Here is a 21,343-nt window from a genome sequence, read left to right on the forward strand (position 1 = left end):
CCCGGAAGCGCGGCCCGCGCATGCATCTGAAGAGCCTGACCCTCAAGGGGTTCAAGTCCTTCGCGCAGCCGACGAGTTTCGTGTTCGAACCGGGTGTCACCTGCATCGTGGGACCCAACGGCTCGGGTAAGTCCAATGTCGTCGACGCCCTGGCGTGGGTCATGGGCGAGCAGGGCGCCAAAACGCTCCGCGGCGGCAAGATGGAAGACGTCATCTTCGCCGGCACCTCGACCAGGGGACCCCTGGGTCGTGCAGAGGTGCTGCTCACGATCGACAACAGCGACGGGGCGCTGCCCATCGAGTTCTCCGAGGTGACCATCAGCAGGACGCTGTTCCGCAACGGAGCCAGCGAATACGCCATCAACGGTGAGAACTGCCGACTGCTCGACCTGCAGGAGCTGCTCAGCGACTCCGGACTCGGCCGCGAGATGCACGTCATCGTCGGCCAGGGGCGTCTGGACACCGTGCTTCAGGCATCCCCGGAGGATCGTCGTGGCTTCATCGAGGAGGCTGCCGGAATCCTCAAGCACCGACGGCGCAAGGAGAAGACCCTCCGCAAGCTCGATGCGATGGAGACGAACCTCACACGCCTGAGCGACCTGGCCGGGGAGATCCGTCGACAGCTCAAGCCGCTCGGACGTCAGGCCGAGATCGCACGCGAGGCGCAGACCATCGCGGCAGTCGTCCGCGATGCCAAGGCCCGGATCTTCGCCGACGATGTGGTCGCGCTTCGCACCGCGCTCGCGGATCACACCCGCACCGAGCATGAGCGGCACACCGAGCGTCTCGTGCTCTCGGACCAGGCCGAGGCGGTGCGCGGAAGCATCGCCCGACTCGAGCAGGACCAGAACTCGGTCGCCGTCGACCAGGCGAGGGGAGTCGCGTTCGGCCTGGAGCAGGTGCAGGAGCGGATGCGCGGGCTCTACACCCTCGCGAATCAGCGCCTCGCGCTCCTCGGATCCGACGAGGACGACGCCGCGGTGACCGCGGTGACGGTGACGCAGGCCACCATCGACGAGGCCAAGGACGAGATCACGGAGATATCCGCGGGACTCGGTGACGCGCAGGAGGCGGCGACCGTCGCGAGCCGAGAGGTCGTGCTCGCGAGGGCCGAACTCGACACGCTCGATGTGGACATCGCCGAGCAGAGCGCCCTGGTCTCGGAGTACGACATGCGCCTCAGCTCACTGCGTGGCACGGCTGATGCCGCAGCGTCGGCCCTCGCCGCGGTGCGCGGTGCCGTGCTGCGTCAGGAGAACGCTCTCGAGGCCGCTAACGCGCGCCGCCGCGAGGCCGCTGAGGCACTCGAGTCGATCGACGACGCCGAGGCCCCTGAGGGCACGGCGGCGGAGCATTCGGCCGCATACGAGACCGCGCAGCGGGCGGCCACGGCAGCGGAGACCGAGCGCGAGACGCTGCGGGAGCGGCTGCACGCGGCCGAACGCGAGGTCGATTCGCTCACGGCGAAGTCCGCGGCACTCGGAAGCGCGCTCGCGATCTCGGGCGGCGCTGCAGAGATCGTGAAGGCCGGAGGCGCAGGCATCCGGGGTCTGGTCGGCGACGCGGTCCAGGTCAGAGCCGGTTTCGAAGCGGCGGTCGCGGCCGTGCTCGGGTCCCTCGCCGAGGGGGTGCTCGTGGACGGGGCATCCGACGCGTTCACTCTCGCGGAAGAGGCCGCGGAGCAGCGCAGGGGCGTCGTCGACTTCGTCGTCGCCGATGCCCTGCGACCCACGGTCGATCTGCCTTCGCTCGCAGGGGTGACTCCCGCGGTCGATTCGGTCACCGCTCCGGACGGAGTGCTGGGGATCCTGTCGCACGTCCTGATCGCCGAGAGTCTTGACGCTGCACGCTCTGCACGTGCGGCGCTCGACGCGACCGGCGACACCACGACGACCATCGTCACGACCGGGGGCGATGTGATCACCGCCCAGACGCTGCGCACCGGCTCCGGAGGGGAGCGTTCGCGTCTCGAGCTCGCGGCCGAGCGCGATGCCGCTGACGATCGTCTCGCAGAGGTGCAGGTCATCGTCGATTCACTGCGAGAAGCGCGCGAGGATGCGAACGAGGTCGTCGAGAGCACCCGCCGCCACGCGAAGGATGCTCTTCGATCGCTCCGCGAACACGACGCTGCTCTCGCGAGCCACGCCGAGCAGGTCAATCGCATCACGGTGACGCACGAGTCCGCTGTCGCCGAGTGCGAGCGACTGGAAGCAGGCCTCGCGCAGGCGCAGTCGGCGGTCGAGGAGGCCGAGGCGAAGGCCGGGGCGGCGAAGGCGGAACTCGAAGCTGCGGTGTCGGCGCCGCGACCGGTACTGGATGCCTCAGCGCGAGACGGTCTGCTCGAGTCGCTCGAAGTCGCTCGTGAGGGTGAAGTGCGCGCGCGGCTCGAGATCGAGACTCTCCGCGAGCGGGTCCGAGCGGCGCAGGCACGGGTCGCGAGCCTCGAACGCCAGCGCGAGCAGGAGCGCGATGCTGCTGCGGAGGCCGCCCGCCGCGCGGTGATCCGACGTGCGCAGCGCGAAGCGGCATCAGGTGTCGCCGACGAGCTTCCGCGCATCCTGGATTCGATCGACCGCTCGGTCACCGAGGCCCGGGTCGCCCTGGCCGAGGCCGAGGCCGCGAGGTCCGCACAGAACCAGGAGCTCACCGCTCTGCGGGCGCAGGAGACGTCCCTCCGCGAACGGTTGGCGGGGCTCACCGAGAGTGTGCACGGACTCGAGCTGCAGATCCATGAGAAGAAGCTCCACCTTCACAGCCTGCTCGAGCGCGTCGCGTCGGAACTCGCGCTCGATGAAGATATTCTCGTTGCGGAATATGGTCCCGACCAGCTGGTTCCCCGTGATCCTGGCGTGGAGCACGCCGAAGACGATCTCGCAGAGGCCACCGCGATCCCCTTCGATCGACGCATCCAGCAGCGCCGACTGGCCGACGCGGAGCGCAAGCTCGCACAGCTCGGCCGCGTCAACCCGCTCGCGTTGGAGGAGTTCGCGGCGCTCGAGCAACGCCATGCCTTCCTCACTGAACAGCTGGCCGATCTGACCCAGACCCGCCAAGATCTGCTGACGATCATCGCCGACCTCGACGAGCGGATGCAGACGATCTTCGCGAGCGCCTTCGAGGATACGAGGGTGGCGTTCGGCGAGGTCTTCCCGCTGCTCTTCCCGGGCGGCGCGGGAAGCATCTCCCTGACGGATCCCGAGAACATGCTCACCACGGGCATCGAGGTGTCGGTTCGTCCCGTCGGCAAGAAGATCGAGCGGCTGTCTCTCCTCTCCGGCGGCGAGCGTTCCCTCGCCGCCGTCGCCCTGCTGGTCGCCATCTTCAAGGCCCGTCCGAGCCCGTTCTACATCCTCGACGAGGTCGAGGCGGCCCTCGATGACGCCAACCTCGGCCGACTCCTGACGGTGTTCGAGCAGCTTCGAGAGAGCTCGCAACTTCTCGTGATCACGCACCAGAAGCGCACGATGGAGATCGCCGACGCCCTCTACGGTGTCTCGATGCGACAGGACGGCGTATCCGCTGTCGTCGGTCAGCGCGTCGGTGACCGCGCCGCGGTCGCCGGCTGACCCGAGCAGGGGGCGAATGTCGGCAGAGCTCGGAAGTTGTGCTCAGAGCGTAGGCGTGGGCCGCAGGCCGCCGCGGCGCTACCCGTAGGCTGGAGTCATGGCGGAGAAGTCCTGGTCCCTCACCCGTGCGCTGCGCGGGATGTTCGTCAAGCCCACGATCGACGAGACGACGTGGGAGGACCTCGAGACCGCGCTCATCACCGCCGACTTCGGTCCCGACATCAGCGAGCGAGTCGTCGAGGAACTGCGAGAGAAGGTGGATCGCTATCGGACCACCGACCCGCAGGATCTCCAGCGCATGCTGCGCGAGACCCTCGAGGAGCACTTCGCGAAGTTCGACACGACGCTGAAGCTCACAGAGCGCCCCGCCGTCGTGCTGGTGGTCGGTGTGAACGGGGTCGGCAAGACCACCACGATCGGCAAGTTCACCAAGTTCCTGCGCGGCTTCCAGCGCAGCGTGGTCGTCGGGGCCGCGGACACGTTCCGCGCGGCAGCCGTGGACCAGCTCGCCACGTGGGCGCAGCGCGGGGGAGCGGCCATCGTCCGTCCCCAGCAGGAGGGTCAGGATCCGGCATCCGTCGCGTACCAGACCATCGAGTACGCGCAGCGCGAAGGCATCGAGATCGCGATCATCGACACCGCGGGTCGTCTGCACACCAAGGGCGGTCTGATGGACGAGCTCACGAAGATCCGCAGGGTCATCGAGAAGCAGGCGCCGATCAGCGAGGTCCTGCTGGTCCTCGACGCCACGACCGGCCAGAACGGCGTCATGCAGGCTGAGGCGTTCCTCGAGCATGCGGGCGTCACCGGCCTCGTCCTGACGAAGCTCGACGGCTCGGCCAAGGGCGGCTTCGTCCTGGCTGTGCAGGAGCGCACAGGCATCCCGGTCAAGCTCCTCGGCCAGGGTGAGGGCATCGACGATCTGACCGGTTTCACCCCCCATGTCTTCGTCCAGTCGCTTGTCGGCTGACGACGGGACTACCGCCGCGAGCACGAGGCTGGTTTCATAGCGTTATGGCGATCGAACACGACTACTTCGGCCTCCTGTCCTCCGGACCGGACGGATCGATCTTCTGGTCTGAGACGGTGGAGCTCGGTGACCAGAGTGTCACCGTCGACCTCACGGCGCCCGACCAGGACGACGTCTCCGCAGACGCGCTGGACATCGCCGCATCGCTGATCGCAGGACTCGAGAACGTCGACGCCACATCCCGACGGGGGATGCTCTCGGAGGTCGACGACCGCACGAGCGAGGTGACCGAGTACATCCTGCAGCAGCAGGAGGCCTACGGCGACGAGCTCGAAGACGTCCTCGTCGATGTGAGCGGTGACGCCGCTGTCGACATCATCCGCTCGCTCCGACTGATGAGCATGACGATCCTCGCTGACGAGCACGGGGGATCCGAGCCCTTCGCCGTGCTCGAGTACGCGCTCGACGCCTCGACCACCGACGACGTGCTGCTCGTCAATCTGGGTTCCGACGGCAGCGTGCAGTCGGTGATGAGCGCCGACTGACGCCGCGGGTCCTCTCGGACTCCGGTCAGACCGCCTGCGCGAAGCCGAGGTCTGCGCTCTCAGCGATGTGCGCCAGGTGCGGCGGGATCTCGCGACCCTTCGACACCATCGACTGCGCCCAGAGCCGCCCTGCCCGGTACGACGAGCGCACGAGGGGCCCCGCGAGCACGCCGAGGAAGCCGATGCGCTCCGCCTCCTCCTTGAATTCGACGAACTCTGCCGGCTTGACCCAGCGCGCGACCGGCAGATGGCGGGGCGAGGGGCGCAGGTACTGCGTGATCGTGATGATGTCGCATCCTGCGTCGTGCAGGTCGTTCAGCGCCTGGACGACCTCCTCGGGCTCCTCTCCCATCCCCAGGATCAGGTTCGACTTGGTGATGAGTCCGGCGTTGCGTCCCTGCGTGATCACGTCGAGCGAGCGCTCGTAGCGGAAGGCCGGCCGGATGCGTTTGAAGATGCGGGGCACGGTCTCGACGTTGTGGGCGAACACCTCGGGGCGGGCGTCGAAGATCTGCCCGAGGAACGCAGGATCGGCGTTGTGCTCGTTCGCGAGCAGTTCGACACCCGTGTTCGGGTTGAGCTCGTGGATCTTGCGGACGGTCTCGGCGTTGAGCCAGGCCCCCGTGTCGGGGAGGTCGTCTCGGGCGACACTCGTGACCGTGGCGTAGCGCAGGTTCATGCGCACGACGCTCTCGGCGACACGACGGGGTTCGTCCGTGTCATACGCGTCCGGCTTCCCGGTGTCGATCTGGCAGAAGTCGCAGCGCCGCGTGCACTGCGAGCCGCCGATCAGGAATGTCGCCTCCCTGTCCTCCCAGCACTCGAAGATGTTGGGGCATCCGGCCTCCTGGCAGACCGTGTGGAGATCCTCGCTCTTCACCAGCGAGTGGAGCGCGGTGTACTCGGGGCCCATCTTCGCCTTCGTCTTGATCCATTCGGGCTTGCGCTCGATCGGGGTCTCGGCGTTGCGGATCTCGAGACGAAGGAGCTTGCGCCCCTCGGGTGCGGCGGTCATGCGGTGACTCCAGCGTGGTCGGCGGGTGAGTATTCGGCGAGGAAGGCGGCGACGATCGAGTCGACGATGTCTACGGGCGAGACGTCGGCGCCCACGACCTCGCTCACGGTCGTGACACCCGCATCGGTGATGCCGCAGGGGATGATGTCCTGGAACCCGGACAGGCTGTTGTCGCAGTTGATGGCGAAGCCGTGCATGGTGACTCCCTGCTGCACCCGCACTCCGATCGCCGCGACCTTGTCTTCCGAGAGCGGCCGGCGTACCCACACTCCGCTGCGGCCCTCGACCTGGTGGCCCTCGACGCCGATGGGGCGGAGCACGTCGATCAGAAGGCGCTCGAGGTGGCGGACGTGCGCGACGACGTCCATGGGCTCGGGCAGACGGACGATCGGGTAGCCGACGAGCTGGCCGGGTCCGTGCCACGTGATTTTGCCACCGCGATCGACATCGATCACCGGTGTGCCGTCCTGCGGTCTCTCCTGGGGGTCGGTGCGCTTGCCCGCGGTGTACACGGCTTCGTGCTCGAGAAGGATCAGGGTGTCCGGTCTGGTCCCATCGACCACGTCGGCGTGGATGCGGCGCTGGAGATCCCACCCCTCGCCGTAGGCGACGAAGTTCGGGGCGAGTCCGGGAGTCAGGATGTCGAGCATGATCAGGTCGCTCTCACTCAATAAATGGATTGCGTCTAAGAATACTCCTCTCCGGCATCCGCGGCGCGCGGGAGCGACGCGCGGTAGCGTGTGACCATGAGCAGCACGAGCCGAGCGGGGCGCCCGAAGGCGTCTTCGCGCGAGACCCTCGCCGAGGCGGCCTGCGAGCTCTTCCTCGAGCGCGGATATGACGCCACGTCCGTCGCGGACATCACCCAGCGGGCGGGCGTGAGCCGCTCGAGTTTCTTCAACTACTTCTCGTCGAAGAGCGACGTGCTCTGGTCCGGGTTGGACGATCGCATCTCGAGTGCGGTCGGCGACCTCATCACGGTTCCGGAAGACCGCGACGGTGTCGAGGTGAGGCGCATCCTCTCCGCCCTCGTCGCAGGGTTCGCACCGGACAGTCTCGCCCTCGCCATGACCAATTCCTCGGCGATGGGCCTCGACGATGAGCTCGAGCAGGATGCCGCGCTGCGTCAGGCGCGGCTGTCGGCCGCTCTGGCGGATCTCGCCCGTCGATCCGGTGTCGCGGCACTCACCGCGGACATCGCGGCGGCGACGTGGGCCGCCGCCGTGCTCGCGGCCGTGCGCGCGTGGGCGGAGAGCGGTGCGGGACGCGGCTCGGTCGGAGACACGTTCACCGAGGCGGTCCGTGCGATCGACCGCCTGCCCTGGAGTGGCGAACGATCGGATGTGTGAGCGCGCGGACGAAAAGGCGTGAGCCGGACAGGTCGGTAGTGACAGCCGTTCCGACCGAGGAGACACCATGACCGCCGATCCGCTCGACGAGATGCTCGACCGTTCCGCGCCCGCACGCGTCGTTCCCGCGCAGGCCGACATCAGGGCGATGATCGTCGCCGCCCGAGACGAGACGCTGCCGCGGCGGCGGCGCCGTCGTCGGACCGCTCTCCTGAGTGGTGCCCTCGCGCTGCTCTTCATCGGAGGAACCGGCGTCGCGGTGGCGTCATCGGACTGGCTGTGGAGCCCTGGCCTGGACGACCCGGATCGGGTGTACACCTACACGTCTCCGACCTGGGGTGAGTGCGAGCTCCGCTTCAGCGCCATGGACACGCACAACCCGATCACCGACGCTCAGGTCAACGGCATCGTCGATGACTGGTTCGCGACCACGGATGTCGAAGCAGCGGCGGCACCGCTCATCCCCAAATACCTCGCGACGATGGAAGCCGCCGACGCCTCCGACCCGTCTGCGGATACGGATCCCCGGCGGGCGGACCTGAACGCGTGGACCGCACACGAACAGGCCGTCAGTGAACTGATCTACGCCGAGCTGAGAGAGAACGGCTTCGACAGTGCCGCCCTCGCCGGGGCGAACACGCACAGTCAGGTGCACTGCGACGGCGAGGACTGGGGGTCCGGGGAATGAGCCGTGAGCGTGACCTGACGAGGGTTCTCGAGGCGAGTGCGCCCGACCTGCTCGCCTACCTGGCGCGTCGAGTGGGACCCGATGACGCGGCCGACCTCCTCGGCGAGACGATGGTCGTCGCCTGGCGACGATCAGCGGACCTTCCCGACGAGCCGGAACGTGCGCGGATGTGGCTCTTCGGCGTCGCTCGCGGCACGCTGGCGAACCACGCGCGCGGGCAGCGCAGGAAGTGGGCCCTCGCGGATCGACTGCGTCTGCACCTGCGGGAAGCCTCCCACGCGCCCGCCGCGGACGAGGGGATCGAGGTCCGTGACGCCATCGCGCGGCTCGATCCGGATCTCGCGGAGATCGTCCGGCTGGTGCACTGGGAGCGGCTGTCGCTCGTGCAGGCGGCTGAGCTCCTCGGCATCCCCTCATCCACCGTGCGTGGCCGGTACGCCCGCGCGAGAGAACTGCTCAGAGCCGAACTCGCGGTCGGTGCCGTTCCGAGCGCGGAGAACGGGGCGGGATTCGCGTAAACTCGGTGACACCATGGCTACCTTTGGCACGCTCTCCGATCGGCTCACCGAGACCTTCCGCAATCTGCGCACGAAGGGAAAGCTCACCGCGGCCGACGTCGACGGCACTGTACGCGAGATCCGTCGCGCACTCCTCGACGCCGACGTCGCGCTCTCCGTCGTGAAGGAGTTCACCGCCAAGGTGCGCGAGCGTGCCCTCGGCGACGAGGTCAACAAGGCGCTCAACCCGGCGCAGCAGGTCGTGCAGATCGTCAACGAGGAGCTGGTCCAGATCCTCGGCGGCGAGCAGCGTCGTCTGCAGTTCGCCAAGACGGCGCCGACGGTGATCATGCTCGCCGGCCTCCAGGGTTCGGGAAAGACCACGTTCGCGGGCAAGCTCGCGAAGCAGCTCGAGGGCGAAGGGCACACGCCCCTCCTCGTCGCCGCCGACCTCCAGCGTCCCAACGCCGTGAATCAGCTCCAGGTCGTGGCGGAGCAGGCCGGTGCCACCGTCTACGCCCCGCAGCCGGGCAACGGCGTGGGCGACCCGGTCAAGGTCTCCCGTGACGGCGTCGAGCACGCGCGCCGCCATCAGCACGACGTGGTCATCATCGACACCGCCGGCCGTCTCGGCGTCGACGCCGAGCTCATGAAGCAGGCGTCCGACATCCGCAAGGCGACCGATCCCGACGAGGTCCTGTTCGTCATCGACGCGATGATCGGTCAGGATGCGGTCAACACCGCCCGTGCCTTCCAGGAGGGCGTCGACTTCACCGGTGTCGTCCTCTCGAAGCTCGACGGCGACGCGCGCGGTGGAGCCGCACTCTCGGTGGCGTCGATCACCGGCCGCCCGATCATCTTCGCGTCGACCGGAGAGCGACTCGAGGATCTCGAGCCGTTCCACCCCGACCGCATGGCGAGTCGCATCCTCGACCTCGGCGACATCCTGACCCTCATCGAGCAGGCCCAGCAGGCCTTCGACGAGGAAGAGGCCATCAAGATGGCCGAGAAGCTCGCCACCGAGCAGTTCACGCTCGAGGACTTCCTCGACCAGCTTCAGCAGATGAAGAAGATGGGGTCGATGAAGAAGATGCTGGGGATGCTCCCCGGCATGGGGCAGATGAAGCAGCAGCTCGAGGACTTCGACGAGCGCGAGATCGATCGCACGGAGGCGATCATCCGCTCGATGACCCCTGGTGAGCGCCGCAACCCCAAGGTCCTCAACGGATCACGTCGTCTGCGCATCGCTCGTGGCTCCGGCATGACCGTCACCGACGTCAACCAGCTCGTGCAGCGCTTCGATCAGGCCGCGAAGATGATGAAGACCGTCGCCCGTGGTGGCACCCCGAACATCCCGGGGATGGGATCGATGCCCGGGATGGGCAAGCCGGGAGCGTCCTCGAAGCGTGGGAAGAAGGCCAAGTCCTCGGGCGGGTCCCGTTCGGGCAACCCGGCGAAGCGCGCAGCCGAGAACGCAGGGCTCGCCAGCGCATCCACCCCGACCGGTTCCGGTTTCGGTCTGGGTGGCGCCAAGGCGCCCAGCGAGGCCGATCTCGCTGAGATCCAGAAGCTCTTCGGCAAGAACTGACGCGAGTCAGGGGCGGGACGCCTGCAACTCCTGCTCGCGGGCCGGAGTCGATGAGCGACGCGTCGTCCTGAGCGCCGTCAGCTGGCCCACGACCAGCGCGACGAGTACCAGTGCGATTCCGAGTGCCTGGAGCGGTGTGAAGGTCTCGCCGGCCACGAGCGTGCCCAGCAGCGTCGCGACCACGGGGGAGAGCAGAGCGAGCAGCCCCGGAGCGATGACCGGCAGCAGCTGGATGCCGCGGAACCAGAGCGTATACGCGAGCAGCCCTCCGACTGAGCCCAGCCACAGGTAGCCGAGCACGGCTCCGCCGTCGATCGAGGCAGGGATGCCTTCGAACAGCAGGGTGAGCGGCAGGAGGACGAGACCGCCCGCCGTCAGCTGCCATCCCGCATACGAGACCGGTCCGACGCCGGCAGGGCGGCCCCACCGCTTCGTGAGGATCATGCCGAGCGCCGTCGCCGTCACGCCTCCGAGTGCCGCCAGGACTCCGAGGGCATCGAGATGTGCCGCGGGCCCCAGCACGACGAGGGCGACGCCTCCCGCGCCCACGACGGCAGCGGCGGCGGTGAGTGGTCGTATCCGGTCTCGCAGGACGAGCGCGCTCATGCCGAGGATGATCATCGGTTGCACCCCCGCGACCGCTGCGGCGACGCCTCCCGGCAGCCGCTCGGCGGCGAGGAACAGCAGCGGGAAGAACGCTCCGATGTTGAGGGCTCCGAGAGCCAGCGACTTCAGCCACCATCCCCCGGACGGCAGGCGCCTGCCGATCACCAGCGCGATGATCCCCGCAGGGAGTGCACGGAGGAGCCCGGCCAGGAGCGGGTGACCGGAGGGCAGCAGCTCGGTCGTCACGAGGTACGTCGTTCCCCACGAGAGAGGAGCGAGCGCCGTGAGCAGCAGAAGGGTGACGCGGTTCATGTCTCCAGCCTGATCGGATCGAACCAATGAGTCCAACACATACTTGTCACACGAATCATGATGATGAATCATGGATGGGTGGATCTCCAACAGCTGCGATACGTCGTCGAGGTCGCATCCACCTCGAGTTTCACCCGTGCCGCGGAGCGGTGCTTCGTCACGCAATCGGCACTGAGTCACCAGATCGCCGCCCTTGAGCGCGAACTCGGACAACGTCTCTTCATCCGCTCGAGTCGCAGCGTCCGGACGACGGATGCGGGGGAGGCCTTCCTCGTCCACGCGAAGAAGGCCGTGATCGCTGCCGACGATGCCCGAGATGCCGCGGCTGCTGCGTCCGGCCGGATCGTGGGCACGCTCCGTCTCGGCGTGATCCCCACGGCAAGTGCGGTGTCGGTGCCGCGGGTGGTTTCCCGCTTTCGAGAGGCGCATCCCGACGCTCGCGTCGAGCTCACCGTCGGCAACAGCGGTACGCTCGCCGACGCGGTGCGACGGGGGGATCTCGACATCGCGCTCCTCGGCTTGCGCGAAGGGAGCGTGCCGAAGGGTGTCGCCGTGCGGGTGCTCGCCCGTGAACGTCTGGTGGCAGCGGTCGCCCCGACGCACAGGCTGTCCGGACGGACCGGCGTCCGGATCGTCGATCTCGTCGACGAGGTGTTCGCTGACTTTCCTGCCGGCACGTCGGGGCGTGCTCAGGGCGACGCGGCGTTCGCGTCATCCGGTGTCGCCCGCGATGTGGCCTTCGAAGCCGACTCGTCCGAGTTGATCCTCGGACTCGTCTCGGAGGGGCTGGCGATCGCGTTGCTCGCTCCCGCGGTCATCGTCGGCTCATCCACGGGTGCCGTCGCGGTCGAACTCGCCGACGGCCCGACGCGCGTGCAGTACGTCGCGTGGGACGACCGTGCGCCGCGGGGCGTCGCGATCGCCTTCCTCGAAGTGATCGACTCGATGATCGATGTCACGGAAGACGAAACGGGCCCGGAGGAATCCTCCGGGCCCGCCTCCTCAGAACTCTGAGGTCACTTCACGTCCTCGTCGACCCAGTCCATCGACTTGCTGACGGCCTTGCGCCACAGGCGAAGCTGGCGGTCGCGCTCTGCGTCCTCCATCGACGGCTCCCAGCGGCGGTCTTCCTGCCAGTTGGCGGACAGGTCGTCCAGACCGTTCCAGAATCCGACGGCGAGTCCGGCGGCGTACGCGGCGCCGAGCGCCGTGGTCTCCGCGACGACCGGTCGAACGACCGGAACGCCCAGTACGTCGGCCTGGAACTGCATGAGCGCGTCGTTCGCAACCATGCCGCCGTCGACCTTGAGCTCGGTGAGGTCGACACCTGCGTCGGCGTTGACCGCATCGAGCACGTCGCGCGTCTGGAAGGCGACTGCCTCGAGCGCTGCGCGCGCGATGTGGTTCTTGTTCGCGTAGCGGGTGAGACCCACGATCGCACCACGTGCGTCCGGACGCCAGTACGGCGCGAACAGGCCGGAGAACGCCGGGACGATGTAGACCCCGCCGTTGTCATCGACCTGCTTGGCGAGCTCTTCGACCTCGGGAGCCGAGCTGATGATGCCGAGCTGGTCGCGGAGCCACTGGATCAGCGATCCGGTGACGGCGATCGATCCCTCGAGCGCGTAGTGGGTCGGTCCGTCGCCCAGCTTGTAGCCGACCGTCGTGAGCAGCCCGTTCTTCGAGTGGACGATCTCTTCGCCCGTGTTGAAGATGAGGAAGCAGCCGGTGCCGTAGGTGTTCTTGCTCTCGCCCGTGTTGAACGCTGCCTGGCCGAACGTCGCCGCCTGCTGGTCGCCCAGGATGCCGGCGATCGGGGTCTCGCGCAGCAGCGACGAGTCCTCTGCGGCACCGTACACCTCGGAGGAGGAGCGGATCTCCGGCATCATCGAGCGAGGGACGCCGAACGCCTCGAGGATGTCGTCACGCCACTCGAGCGTCTCGAGATCCATGAACATCGTGCGCGAGGCGTTGGTGACGTCGGTCACGTGCACGCCGCCGTCGACGCCACCGGTGAGGTTCCACAGCACCCAGCTGTCGGTCGTGCCGAAGACGAGGTCTCCTGCCTCGGCCTTCTCGCGCGCACCCTCGACGTTCTCGAGGATCCAGGCGATCTTGGTGCCCGAGAAGTAGGTGGCGAGGGGAAGGCCCACGACCGGCTTGAACCGCTCGACGCCACCGTCGGCCGCGAGGCGGTCGACGATCTCCTGCGTGCGGGTGTCCTGCCAGACGATGGCGTTGTAGACGGCCTTGCCCGTCGTCTTGTCCCAGACCACGGCAGTCTCACGCTGGTTGGTGATGCCGACGGCCGCGATGTCGTGACGCGTCAGGTCGGCACGGCTCAGAGCGAGACCGATGACCTCCTGGACGTTGCGCCAGATCTCGGCGGGGTCGTGCTCGACCCAACCGGCCTTCGGAAGGATCTGCTCGTGCTCCTTCTGGCCGGTCGCGATGATGCTCCCCTTCTTGTCGAAGATGATCGCGCGGCTGGAGGTGGTGCCCTGATCTATGGCGATGATGTAGTCGGCCATTGTGTTCTCCTTTGAAGTCAGGTTCGGGTTCAGGCGAGGTTGAGCAGTGCGGGTGCTGCGACGGCGGCGAGGACACCACCGATGAGCGGACCGACGACCGGGACCCAGGAGTACGACCAGTCGCTGGAACCCTTGCCCTTGATCGGCAGGATGGCGTGAGCGATACGCGGTCCGAGGTCACGTGCGGGGTTGATGGCGTAGCCGGTCGGTCCACCGAGCGACGCGCCGATGGCGACCACGACGAGTGCGACCGGGAGCGCGCTGAGCGGTCCGAGGCCTCCGGGGGTACCGATGTCTGCGACGCCGTAGTCTGCGAACGCGAAGACCGCGAACACCAGGACGAAGGTTCCGATGACCTCGGTGACGAGGTTCCAGCCGTAGGAGCGGATCGCAGGGCCGGTCGAGAACACGCCGAGCTTGTTGGCGGCCTCCGGCTCCTCATCGAAGTGCTGCTTGTAGGCGAGCCACGTGAGGATGGCACCGACGATCGCGCCGAGGAGCTCGGCACCGGTTGCGACGGCGAACTGCGAGAAGTCGATCTTGCCGGCGACCAGGAGGCCGATACCGACCGCGGGGTTCAGGATCGCGCCGGAGTATGCCGAGGCGAGGACACCCACGAAGACCGCGAGACCCCATCCCCAGTTGACCATCAGGAAGCCGCCGCCGAAGCCCTTGTTCTTCGCGAGGGCGACGTTGGCGACCACACCACATCCGAGGAGGATCAGCATCGCGGTGCCGACGAACTCCGAGAGGAAGTAGAGACCGAGATTCACATCAGTCATGTCTTCATTGACCTTTCTTGAGTGCCAGGGCCCCTTAGCCCTGGCACTTGTTGGGATTTACACCGCGTGGAGGGCGGTGTTCGGATGTCTCGTCAGCCGCGTGCGCGGGACGAGATCTTCAGTCCATGTCGTTCGTTCAGCAGCGTGCGCGTCTGATCCAGTTCGGCATCGTGGCGTGCGCGGTCCCAGTCGAGCAGAGGAGCCAGTGCATCGGCAAGCTCTTCGAGCACATCCGCGTCGGCGTGTCCGGTGAACGCGATGCTGGTTCGGCGCAGGATCACGTCCTGGAGGCGCGCGACCATCTCGTTCTCCACCATCCAGGCGAGCTCGCGCGTCGAGAGGTCGCCACCGGCGAGGGGAGCGTCGTCGCCCTGCTCGATGTACTCCCAGACCTGCGCTGCGCGGGTTCCGTAGCGGGCGAGCAGGCTCTCGGCGCGCTCACCGGCTCCGGAGAGGTTCTCCTGGATCCAGATACGACGGGCCTTCTCGGTGCGCGGGAAGTCGCGGCCTCCACCGATCGCTCGTCCTGCCGTCGAGACCGTGCGGGTGCGGCCGAGCAGTCCGAGCACGACGTCGGAGAGGGACTCGCCGAGTGCGCGGAACGTCGTCCACTTGCCGCCGACCAGGCTCACGAGAGGCGCTGCACCCTTCTCGTCGACCTCGATGCGGTAGTCGCGAGACACGAAGCCGGGCGCCGTGTCCTCGTGGCGGGGAAGCGGGCGGATGCCGGAGAAGTTGTAGACGATCTGCTCTCGCGTCACGTCGATCTGCGGGAAGACGTGGTGGATGAGGTCGAAGAAGTAGTCGATCTCCTCCTCCGTGCACACCGGGGACTCACGCGGGTCGGCGTCGATGTCGGTCGTACCGACGAGGACGCGTCCCTTGAGCGGGTAGATCAGCACGATGCGGCCGTCGGAGTGCTCGAAGAAGATCTCGCGTCCGCGCGTCGCCTCGAGGAGCTCGGGGTGGTCGAGGACGATGTGCGAGCCCTTGGTGCCGCCCATGAAGCGCGTGTCGGTGCCGAGAGCGTCGTTCGTGAGGTCCGTCCAGGGTCCGGAGGCGTTGACGACCACATCGGCGGTGACGGTGAACTCGGTGCCGCTCTCGCGGTCGCGGAGCACGACGTTCGCACCGTCGCGGGCGACGGCCTCGACGTAGTTCAGCGCGATGGCGCCACCCGGGTGCGCGGCGCGACCGTCCTGCAGGACGTCGAGTGCGAGGCGCTCGGGGTCGTGCATGGACGCGTCGTAGTACGTCGCCGTGTACTTGATGTTCGGGTCGAGCGAGGGGAGCTCGGCGAGCGAGCGCTTGCGACCGAGGAACCGGTGACGGGGGACCATGCCGCCGTCGCGCGAGAACGTGTCGTAGATCGTGAGGCCGACCTTGATCAGGAACGCGCCGCGCTCCTGGGGCTTGCCGCTCTTGTGCGTGAGGAAGCGCAGGGGAGCGGACAGGATGCCCGAGAAGGTCGAGTAGATCGGGATGGTCGTCTCGAGCGGCTTCACGTAGTGGGGCGCGATCTTGAGCAGGCCGTTGCGCTCCTCGACAGACTCGCGGACCAGACGGAATTCGCCGTTCTCGAGGTAGCGTATGCCGCCGTGGATCATGTGGCTCGACGCCGCCGACGCGCCGGAGGCGAAGTCTCCGCGTTCGACGAGCAGGACGTCCACGCCCTGCAATGCGAGGTCACGGAACGTGGAGATGCCGTTGATCCCCGCTCCGATGACGAGGACGCTCGTGCGTCCGGATTCACGGACCGCGCGGACTTCGGCGCGTTCCGGTGATGAGTGTGTCGACTCGATCATCTTCGACCCTTCTCTGTGCTTGCCCCCAGCTTCGACCCATGTGGCCAGGGCGCGCAAGCCCGCTGCACATATGTGCAAAGATCGGGGTGAGGAGGTCGTCATGGGCCAGTCCGACGCGGGATCCCGCGACTCCAAGCTGATCGCCGCGCTCACCGCAGCGCAGCTCTACTACATGCAGGACAAGACCATGGAGGTCATCGCGCAGGAGCTGAAGACCTCCAGGTCATCTGTGTCGCGGCTGCTGAGCTTCGCGCGGGAGAGCGGGCTCGTCGACATCCGCATCAACTCACCGCTCGAACGGCTGGGGATGCTCGAGCAGCACATCCGAGACAGATACCGAGTCGTCGCTCATGTCGTTCCCATCCCCGAGATCGTCAGCGAGGTCGAGCGGCTGGAGCGTGTCGCGCTGACAGCGGGACGACTGCTCTCGCAGTTCGTCGACTCGAACATGATCGTCGGGGTCGCCTGGGGGTCGACCATCAGCGCGGTCAGTCGCGGTCTCACGCAGAAGGAGACGCACAACACGACGTTCGTGCAGCTGAACGGGGCGGGCAACACGCAGACGAGTGGCGTCGAGTATTCGAGCGACATCCTGCAGCGCTTCGGCAGCGCGTTCGGGGCCCAGGTACAGCAGTTCCCGGTGCCCGCATTCTTCGATGATCCTTCGACACGGGAGGCGATGTGGCGCGAGCGCAGCACGCGGCGGGTGCTCGATCTGCAGTCGAAGATGGACATCGCCGTGTTCAGCCTCGGCTCTCCCGCGGCGGAGGTGCCCAGCCGGGTCTACGTCGGCGGCTACCTCAGCCGCGACGACTATCGCAGTCTGCGTGAGGATCACGCGATCGGTGACGTCGCGACCGTCTTCTTCCGCGCGGACGGCTCATGGAAGGACATCCGTGTCAATGCGCGCGCGACCGGACCAGGACTCGACAGGCTGCGCCGCGTTCCACGACGTGTGTGCGTCGTCTCCGGCATCCCCAAGCTCGTGAGCCTGCGCGCGGCGTTCGCGGCCGATCTCGTCACAGACGTGGTCCTTGACGAAGGGCTCGCACGCCGACTCGTCGACGACTGAGCGACTACGGCTCGTCGGTGGACGCTTCAGGTCCTGACCGGAATTCGCGGATCAGATGCTGGACGACGGCCGCGAGGTCTCCGCCGGTCGCATTCGCGATCGTCAGCTGCCGTTCGTAGCTCGCCCCGTCGTTCAGGATCGTTCCGATGCTGCCGAACTCGCGCACGCAGCCGAGCTCGACGGCCACCGGGGCCAGGTCTTCGACGATCTGCGCGAGATGGTCGCGCACAGGTCGCTGCGAGCCGGCCGCGTCCACGATCACGCGCGCATCGAGGCCGTACCGCGCCGCGCGCCACTTGTTCTCGCGGTGATACCAGGCCGGCATCTGCGGAAGGGTGCGGCCTTCGTCCAGCTCGCGAGAAAGATGCTCGACGAGCACCTGCACCAGTGCGGCGACAGCGGCGAGTTCGGGAAGGGTGGACAGTCCGTCGCACGCGCGGATCTCGATGGTGCCCCATCGGGGCGCGGGCCGGATGTCCCACCGCACCTCCGTGGCGTCGGCCATGACACCGGTGCGGACCATGTCATCGAGGTAGGACTCGTACTCCGACCAGTCCTGCAGGGGCCAGGGGAGTCCGGCGGTGGGCAGCTGCTGGAACACGAGGGCACGGTTCGACGCGTACCCGGTGCGCTCTCCTGCCCAGAACGGGCTCGACGCCGCCAGCGCCTGCAGATGGGGGAGGTAGCCCGACAGTGCGTTGATGATCGGGATGACCTTGCGTTGATCCTCGACCCCGATGTGCACGTGGATGCCCCAGATCATCATGTTGCGTCCCCACCACTGCGTCCGCTCGATCAGGGTGTGATACCGGGTCTTGTCGGTCACCTCCTGGTCGTACCACTGGGCGAAGGGGTGGCTGCCGGCGGAGAGCAGCTCGATTCCCGCGGGGTCCGTCGCGGATCGCACGGCCGCGATCGCGTTGGCGATGTCATCCACCGCATGTGCGACGGAATCGCCGATGCCGCTCGTGACCTCGATCGTGTTGGTGAGCAGCTCGCCGGTGACCGTGTGCCGCTCGTCCTCGCTCTCGGCCTCGAGTGCAGAGAGGAGCTCCGGCGCACGACCGACCAGATCACCGCTCACCGGATCGGCGAGCATGATCTCCCACTCCAGGCCGACGGTGGACCGCGCCGAGGGCGCGAAATCGAGCTTCACGAGCACAGTCTGACACGCGGCCTCGGCGACACGGCAACCGCCGTGTCGCCGCGTTTCGCTCCTGGGCCGCTCATCTGGCAGAATAGAAGGTCGGACGACGTGCTCGACCCTCTATCCAGCATTCGTCCTCCCTCTTTGAGCTTCCGCCGGGTGTGCACCCCACTCTCCAGGCGATCGGTTCGTCAACTTCCACACAATTCAGGAGAATCGTGGCTGTCAAGATTCGTCTCAAGCGCCTGGGCAAGATCCGTGCGCCGTACTACCGCATCGTCGTCGCCGACTCGAAGACCAAGCGCGATGGTCGCGTGATCGAGGAGATCGGCAAGTACCACCCCACCGAGGAGCCCTCGTTCATCGAGATCGACTCCGAGCGTGCGCAGTACTGGCTCTCCGTCGGCGCGCAGCCGACCGAGCAGGTCGCCGCCCTCCTCAAGATCACGGGCGACTGGGGCAAGTTCAAGGGCGACAAGGACGCGAAGTCCACGCTCAAGGTCAAGGAGCCCAAGGTTCCGTTCGAGATCGACGCGTCCAAGAAGTCCGTCGTCAAGCCCAAGGCCGAGAAGAAGGTGGAGGCTCCCGCAGAGGAGGCTCCCGCCAAGGCCGACGCGGAGGCCGCTGAGGCTCCCGCCGCCGACTCGGAGTAATCCGTCGTGCTCGCCGCCGCGCTCGAACACATCGTCAAGGGGATCGTCGATCACCCGGACGATGTGCGTATCAACTCGTCCACCTCGCCGCGAGGCGATCTCCTCGAGGTGCGTGTGCACCCCGATGATCGTGGACGCGTGATCGGGCGCGGCGGCCGCACCGCGAAGGCACTGCGTACGCTCATCTCCGCGCTGGCCGATGGGCGACGCGTCCGCGTCGACGTCGCGGACGACTGACGTGGTGTCGAAAGATCGCAACCAGGGCAAGAACCAGCTGCGCGTAGGGCGCCTCGTGAAGGCCCATGGCCTCAAAGGTGCGCTCAAGCTGGAGCTCTACACAGACAATCCGGAGCGCCGTTTCACTCCGGGAGCCGAGTTCACGTTGCAGGTGCCCGAGGCATCTCCGTGGCACGGCAAGACCGTCGTCGTCCGCGAATATCGCGTGATGAACGGCAACCCGGTCGTCTTCCTCAACGATGTCGACGACCGTGAGGCTGCAGAGGGTCTGGTACGCGCCATCCTCTGGATCGATCAGGATGCCGACGAGGTCGAGGACAACGCCTGGTTCGACCACCAGCTCGTCGGACTCGATGTCGTCCGCGATGACGTCGTGGTCGGCAAGGTGGCTCGCGTGGAGCACTTCCCCGCGCAGGATCTGCTCATCGTCCGATCGGGCGATCAGGACATCATGGTTCCCTTCGTCCAGGCGATCGTCCCCACGGTCGATGTGAGCGCAGGACGCGTCATCGTGACGCCGCCCGCAGGTCTCTTCGAAGAGCTTCCCGACTCCTCCGAGTCGTCGGCTGCGGAGGAGTCCTCGGACTCCGACGCCTCCGAGTGACCGCTGGTACGGTTCCTCCGTGCGTATCGACGTCCTCTCCATCTTCCCGTCGTACTTCGACGGACTGACGCTCTCCCTTCTCGGGAAGGCGCAGAGCGCCGGCATCCTCGATCTGCGGGTGCGTGATCTGCGCGACTGGACCTCCGATCGTCACCGCACCGTCGACGACACCCCGTACGGGGGCGGTGCCGGGATGGTCATGAAGCCAGAGCCCTGGGGGCTGGCGCTCGACGAGCTCGCATCGTCGACTCCTTCCTCGACCGAGCAGCGACCGACGATCATCTTCCCGTCGCCCGCGGGCGAGGTCTTCACACAGGCGACGGCTCGTGATCTGAGCACTCGCGAGCATCTCGTCTTCGGCTGCGGCAGGTACGAGGGAATCGACGAGCGGGTGTTCGAGTATGCGGCGTCCCTCGGCGAGGTTCGGCTGATCAGCCTCGGAGACTATGTCCTCAACGGCGGCGAGGTCGCGACGATGGCGATGATCGAGGCGATCGGTCGTCTGATCCCCGGCGTCGTCGGCAATCCGGAGAGTCTGGTCGAAGAGTCCCATGAGGACGGGCTGCTGGAGTACCCCTCGTACACGAAGCCGTCCGTCTGGCGTGAACGATCGGTTCCCGATGTCCTGCTGAGCGGCAATCACGCGCTCATCGCCTCGTGGCGACGTGACCAGCAGCTCGAGCGCACGCGCCGCCGCCGCCCTGACCTCCTGCCGGACGACGAGTCCTAGAGCATCCGCTCCACACCTCGGTCGATCTCGAAGACGACATCATGAGGATGTCGGAGAGACAGAGCCGCTGTGGGGTCGAGACGCCGTAGGTCCGCTCTGAGCATCCGTCCGAGCATCTCGTGTGTCACGAGCACGGGGACCCCGCCGGAGGCCCAGCCGCACGCCGACAGCGCCCGGCGAGCCCGTGCTCTCGCCTGCGCGTAGCTCTCGCCGCCAGGGAAAGCCCATCCGTATCGGTTGGCGGCCCTGTCTGCTCGCGCAGAGGGGAATCGCTGGTCGACGTCATCCCAGGTCAGACCAGCCATGTCGCCGTGATGCACCTCGGCGAGTTCGGGAACCTCCACCAGATCCGCGCCGATCCGGTCGGCGATGATCACCGCGGTGCGGAGCGCCCGCCCGAGCGGGCTCGAGCAGACTGTCGTGATCCCGTGGCCGTCGAGCCGTTCGGCGACGCTCTTCGCCTGACGGATCCCGTCATCCGTGAGGGGCGAGTCCAGCTGCCCCTGCAGTCGGTGCTCGAGATTCCATCGCGTCTGCCCGTGTCGCACGAGGAAGAGGCGCTGCGGCACATGACGATCCTGCGGAATCATGCACCCAGAATGGCACAGCCGAGCCGTGCTGCGAGGGGCGAATCGGGTGTCGCCTG

The 21,343-nt window shown here is 67.3% G+C and carries 21 protein-coding genes; 13 read left to right on the forward strand and 8 right to left on the reverse strand.

The annotated features are described in order from the left end of the window. Positions 1-20: 20 nt before the first annotated feature. From smc to JOF42_RS10485, 3 genes are all read left to right on the forward strand, one after another. Positions 21-3,566 carry a chromosome segregation protein SMC gene (smc, locus tag JOF42_RS10475; RefSeq protein WP_210097804.1) on the forward strand — a complete coding sequence of 1,182 codons (3,546 nt, stop codon included), beginning with the start codon at positions 21-23 and terminating at the stop codon, positions 3,564-3,566. Positions 3,567-3,663: 97 nt separating this feature from the next. After that, positions 3,664-4,536: a signal recognition particle-docking protein FtsY gene (gene ftsY / locus JOF42_RS10480; protein ID WP_210097805.1), complete on the forward strand. Its 873-nt coding sequence runs from the start codon at positions 3,664-3,666 to the stop codon at positions 4,534-4,536. A gap of 44 nt (positions 4,537-4,580) precedes the next feature. Beyond that, a complete protein-coding gene (locus JOF42_RS10485; RefSeq protein ID WP_210097806.1) occupies positions 4,581-5,081 on the forward strand; it encodes a DUF2004 domain-containing protein in 501 nt (166 codons plus the stop codon). Positions 5,082-5,106: 25 nt separating this feature from the next. On the opposite strand, the gene lipA is transcribed toward JOF42_RS10485, so the two are convergent. After that, the gene (gene lipA / locus JOF42_RS10490; protein ID WP_210097807.1) at positions 5,107-6,096 is read right to left on the reverse strand and encodes a lipoyl synthase; all 990 of its coding nucleotides are present in this window, start codon (positions 6,094-6,096) and stop codon (positions 5,107-5,109) included. Next, on the reverse strand, positions 6,093-6,746 hold the full coding sequence (gene lipB, locus JOF42_RS10495) for a lipoyl(octanoyl) transferase LipB (protein ID WP_210097808.1): 654 nt from the start codon (positions 6,744-6,746) through the stop codon (positions 6,093-6,095). Before lipB ends, lipA begins: the two co-directional genes overlap by 4 nt. Positions 6,747-6,842: 96 nt before the next feature. Here lipB and JOF42_RS10500 point away from each other — a divergent pair, with 96 nt between their 5' ends. The 4 genes from JOF42_RS10500 (at position 6,843) to ffh (ending at position 10,218) form a co-directional block, all read left to right on the forward strand. Further along, complete coding sequence (locus JOF42_RS10500; protein ID WP_210097809.1) at positions 6,843-7,445, forward strand: TetR/AcrR family transcriptional regulator; 603 nt, start codon at positions 6,843-6,845, stop codon at positions 7,443-7,445. 67 nt (positions 7,446-7,512) lie between these two features. Then, complete coding sequence (locus JOF42_RS10505; protein ID WP_210097810.1) at positions 7,513-8,133, forward strand: hypothetical protein; 621 nt, start codon at positions 7,513-7,515, stop codon at positions 8,131-8,133. After that, positions 8,130-8,651: an RNA polymerase sigma factor gene (locus JOF42_RS10510; RefSeq protein ID WP_210097811.1), complete on the forward strand. Its 522-nt coding sequence runs from the start codon at positions 8,130-8,132 to the stop codon at positions 8,649-8,651. The genes JOF42_RS10505 and JOF42_RS10510 overlap by 4 nt, the downstream gene beginning before the upstream one ends. 13 nt (positions 8,652-8,664) lie before the next feature. Next, the gene (ffh, locus tag JOF42_RS10515) at positions 8,665-10,218 is read left to right on the forward strand and encodes a signal recognition particle protein (protein WP_210097812.1); all 1,554 of its coding nucleotides are present in this window, start codon (positions 8,665-8,667) and stop codon (positions 10,216-10,218) included. Between the two features lie 6 nt (positions 10,219-10,224). Here ffh and JOF42_RS10520 read toward each other — a convergent pair whose 3' ends face one another. Continuing rightward, complete coding sequence (locus tag JOF42_RS10520) at positions 10,225-11,136, reverse strand: EamA family transporter (protein ID WP_210097813.1); 912 nt, start codon at positions 11,134-11,136, stop codon at positions 10,225-10,227. Between the two features lie 78 nt (positions 11,137-11,214). On the opposite strand from JOF42_RS10520, the gene JOF42_RS10525 reads away from it, so the two are divergent. Next, the gene (locus tag JOF42_RS10525; RefSeq protein WP_210097814.1) at positions 11,215-12,150 is read left to right on the forward strand and encodes a LysR family transcriptional regulator; all 936 of its coding nucleotides are present in this window, start codon (positions 11,215-11,217) and stop codon (positions 12,148-12,150) included. Positions 12,151-12,152: 2 nt separating this feature from the next. On the opposite strand, the gene glpK is transcribed toward JOF42_RS10525, so the two are convergent. The 3 genes from glpK to JOF42_RS10540 all read right to left on the reverse strand — a co-directional run bounded on the left by glpK (position 12,153) and on the right by JOF42_RS10540 (position 16,254). Next, positions 12,153-13,667, reverse strand: coding sequence for a glycerol kinase GlpK (gene glpK / locus JOF42_RS10530; RefSeq protein WP_210097815.1), 1,515 nt, complete (start codon positions 13,665-13,667; stop codon positions 12,153-12,155). Between the two features lie 29 nt (positions 13,668-13,696). Beyond that, a complete protein-coding gene (locus JOF42_RS10535) occupies positions 13,697-14,449 on the reverse strand; it encodes an MIP/aquaporin family protein (RefSeq protein WP_210097816.1) in 753 nt (250 codons plus the stop codon). Positions 14,450-14,541: 92 nt separating this feature from the next. Then, positions 14,542-16,254 carry a glycerol-3-phosphate dehydrogenase/oxidase gene (locus JOF42_RS10540; RefSeq protein WP_210097817.1) on the reverse strand — a complete coding sequence of 571 codons (1,713 nt, stop codon included), beginning with the start codon at positions 16,252-16,254 and terminating at the stop codon, positions 14,542-14,544. A gap of 100 nt (positions 16,255-16,354) precedes the next feature. On the opposite strand from JOF42_RS10540, the gene JOF42_RS10545 reads away from it, so the two are divergent. Beyond that, entirely contained in the window at positions 16,355-17,326 is a 972-nt protein-coding gene (locus JOF42_RS10545; RefSeq protein WP_210097818.1) for a sugar-binding transcriptional regulator, read from the forward strand. Between the two features lie 4 nt (positions 17,327-17,330). Here JOF42_RS10545 and JOF42_RS10550 read toward each other — a convergent pair whose 3' ends face one another. Further along, positions 17,331-18,482, reverse strand: a complete 1,152-nt coding sequence (locus JOF42_RS10550) for a glutamate--cysteine ligase (RefSeq protein ID WP_210097819.1) — start codon at positions 18,480-18,482, stop codon at positions 17,331-17,333. Positions 18,483-18,691: 209 nt separating this feature from the next. On the opposite strand from JOF42_RS10550, the gene rpsP reads away from it, so the two are divergent. The 4 genes from rpsP to trmD are packed head-to-tail and all read left to right on the forward strand — an operon-like array spanning position 18,692 to position 20,697. Then, on the forward strand, positions 18,692-19,126 hold the full coding sequence (gene rpsP, locus JOF42_RS10555) for a 30S ribosomal protein S16 (protein WP_056307932.1): 435 nt from the start codon (positions 18,692-18,694) through the stop codon (positions 19,124-19,126). A gap of 6 nt (positions 19,127-19,132) precedes the next feature. Next, positions 19,133-19,363 carry an RNA-binding protein gene (locus JOF42_RS10560; protein WP_210097820.1) on the forward strand — a complete coding sequence of 77 codons (231 nt, stop codon included), beginning with the start codon at positions 19,133-19,135 and terminating at the stop codon, positions 19,361-19,363. A 1-nt stretch (position 19,364) separates the two neighbouring features. Beyond that, positions 19,365-19,967, forward strand: a complete 603-nt coding sequence (rimM, locus tag JOF42_RS10565; RefSeq protein WP_307803582.1) for a ribosome maturation factor RimM — start codon at positions 19,365-19,367, stop codon at positions 19,965-19,967. Positions 19,968-19,986: 19 nt separating this feature from the next. Beyond that, positions 19,987-20,697, forward strand: a complete 711-nt coding sequence (gene trmD, locus JOF42_RS10570) for a tRNA (guanosine(37)-N1)-methyltransferase TrmD (protein ID WP_210097822.1) — start codon at positions 19,987-19,989, stop codon at positions 20,695-20,697. On the opposite strand, the gene JOF42_RS10575 is transcribed toward trmD, so the two are convergent. Continuing rightward, complete coding sequence (locus JOF42_RS10575; protein ID WP_245340782.1) at positions 20,694-21,287, reverse strand: histidine phosphatase family protein; 594 nt, start codon at positions 21,285-21,287, stop codon at positions 20,694-20,696. The two genes, trmD and JOF42_RS10575, sit on opposite strands and share 4 nt — an antisense overlap. Positions 21,288-21,343 lie beyond the last annotated feature (56 nt).

Origin of the sequence: Microbacterium phyllosphaerae (assembly GCF_017876435.1) — a bacterium.
GTDB classification, from domain to species: Bacteria; Actinomycetota; Actinomycetes; order Actinomycetales; family Microbacteriaceae; genus Microbacterium; species Microbacterium phyllosphaerae.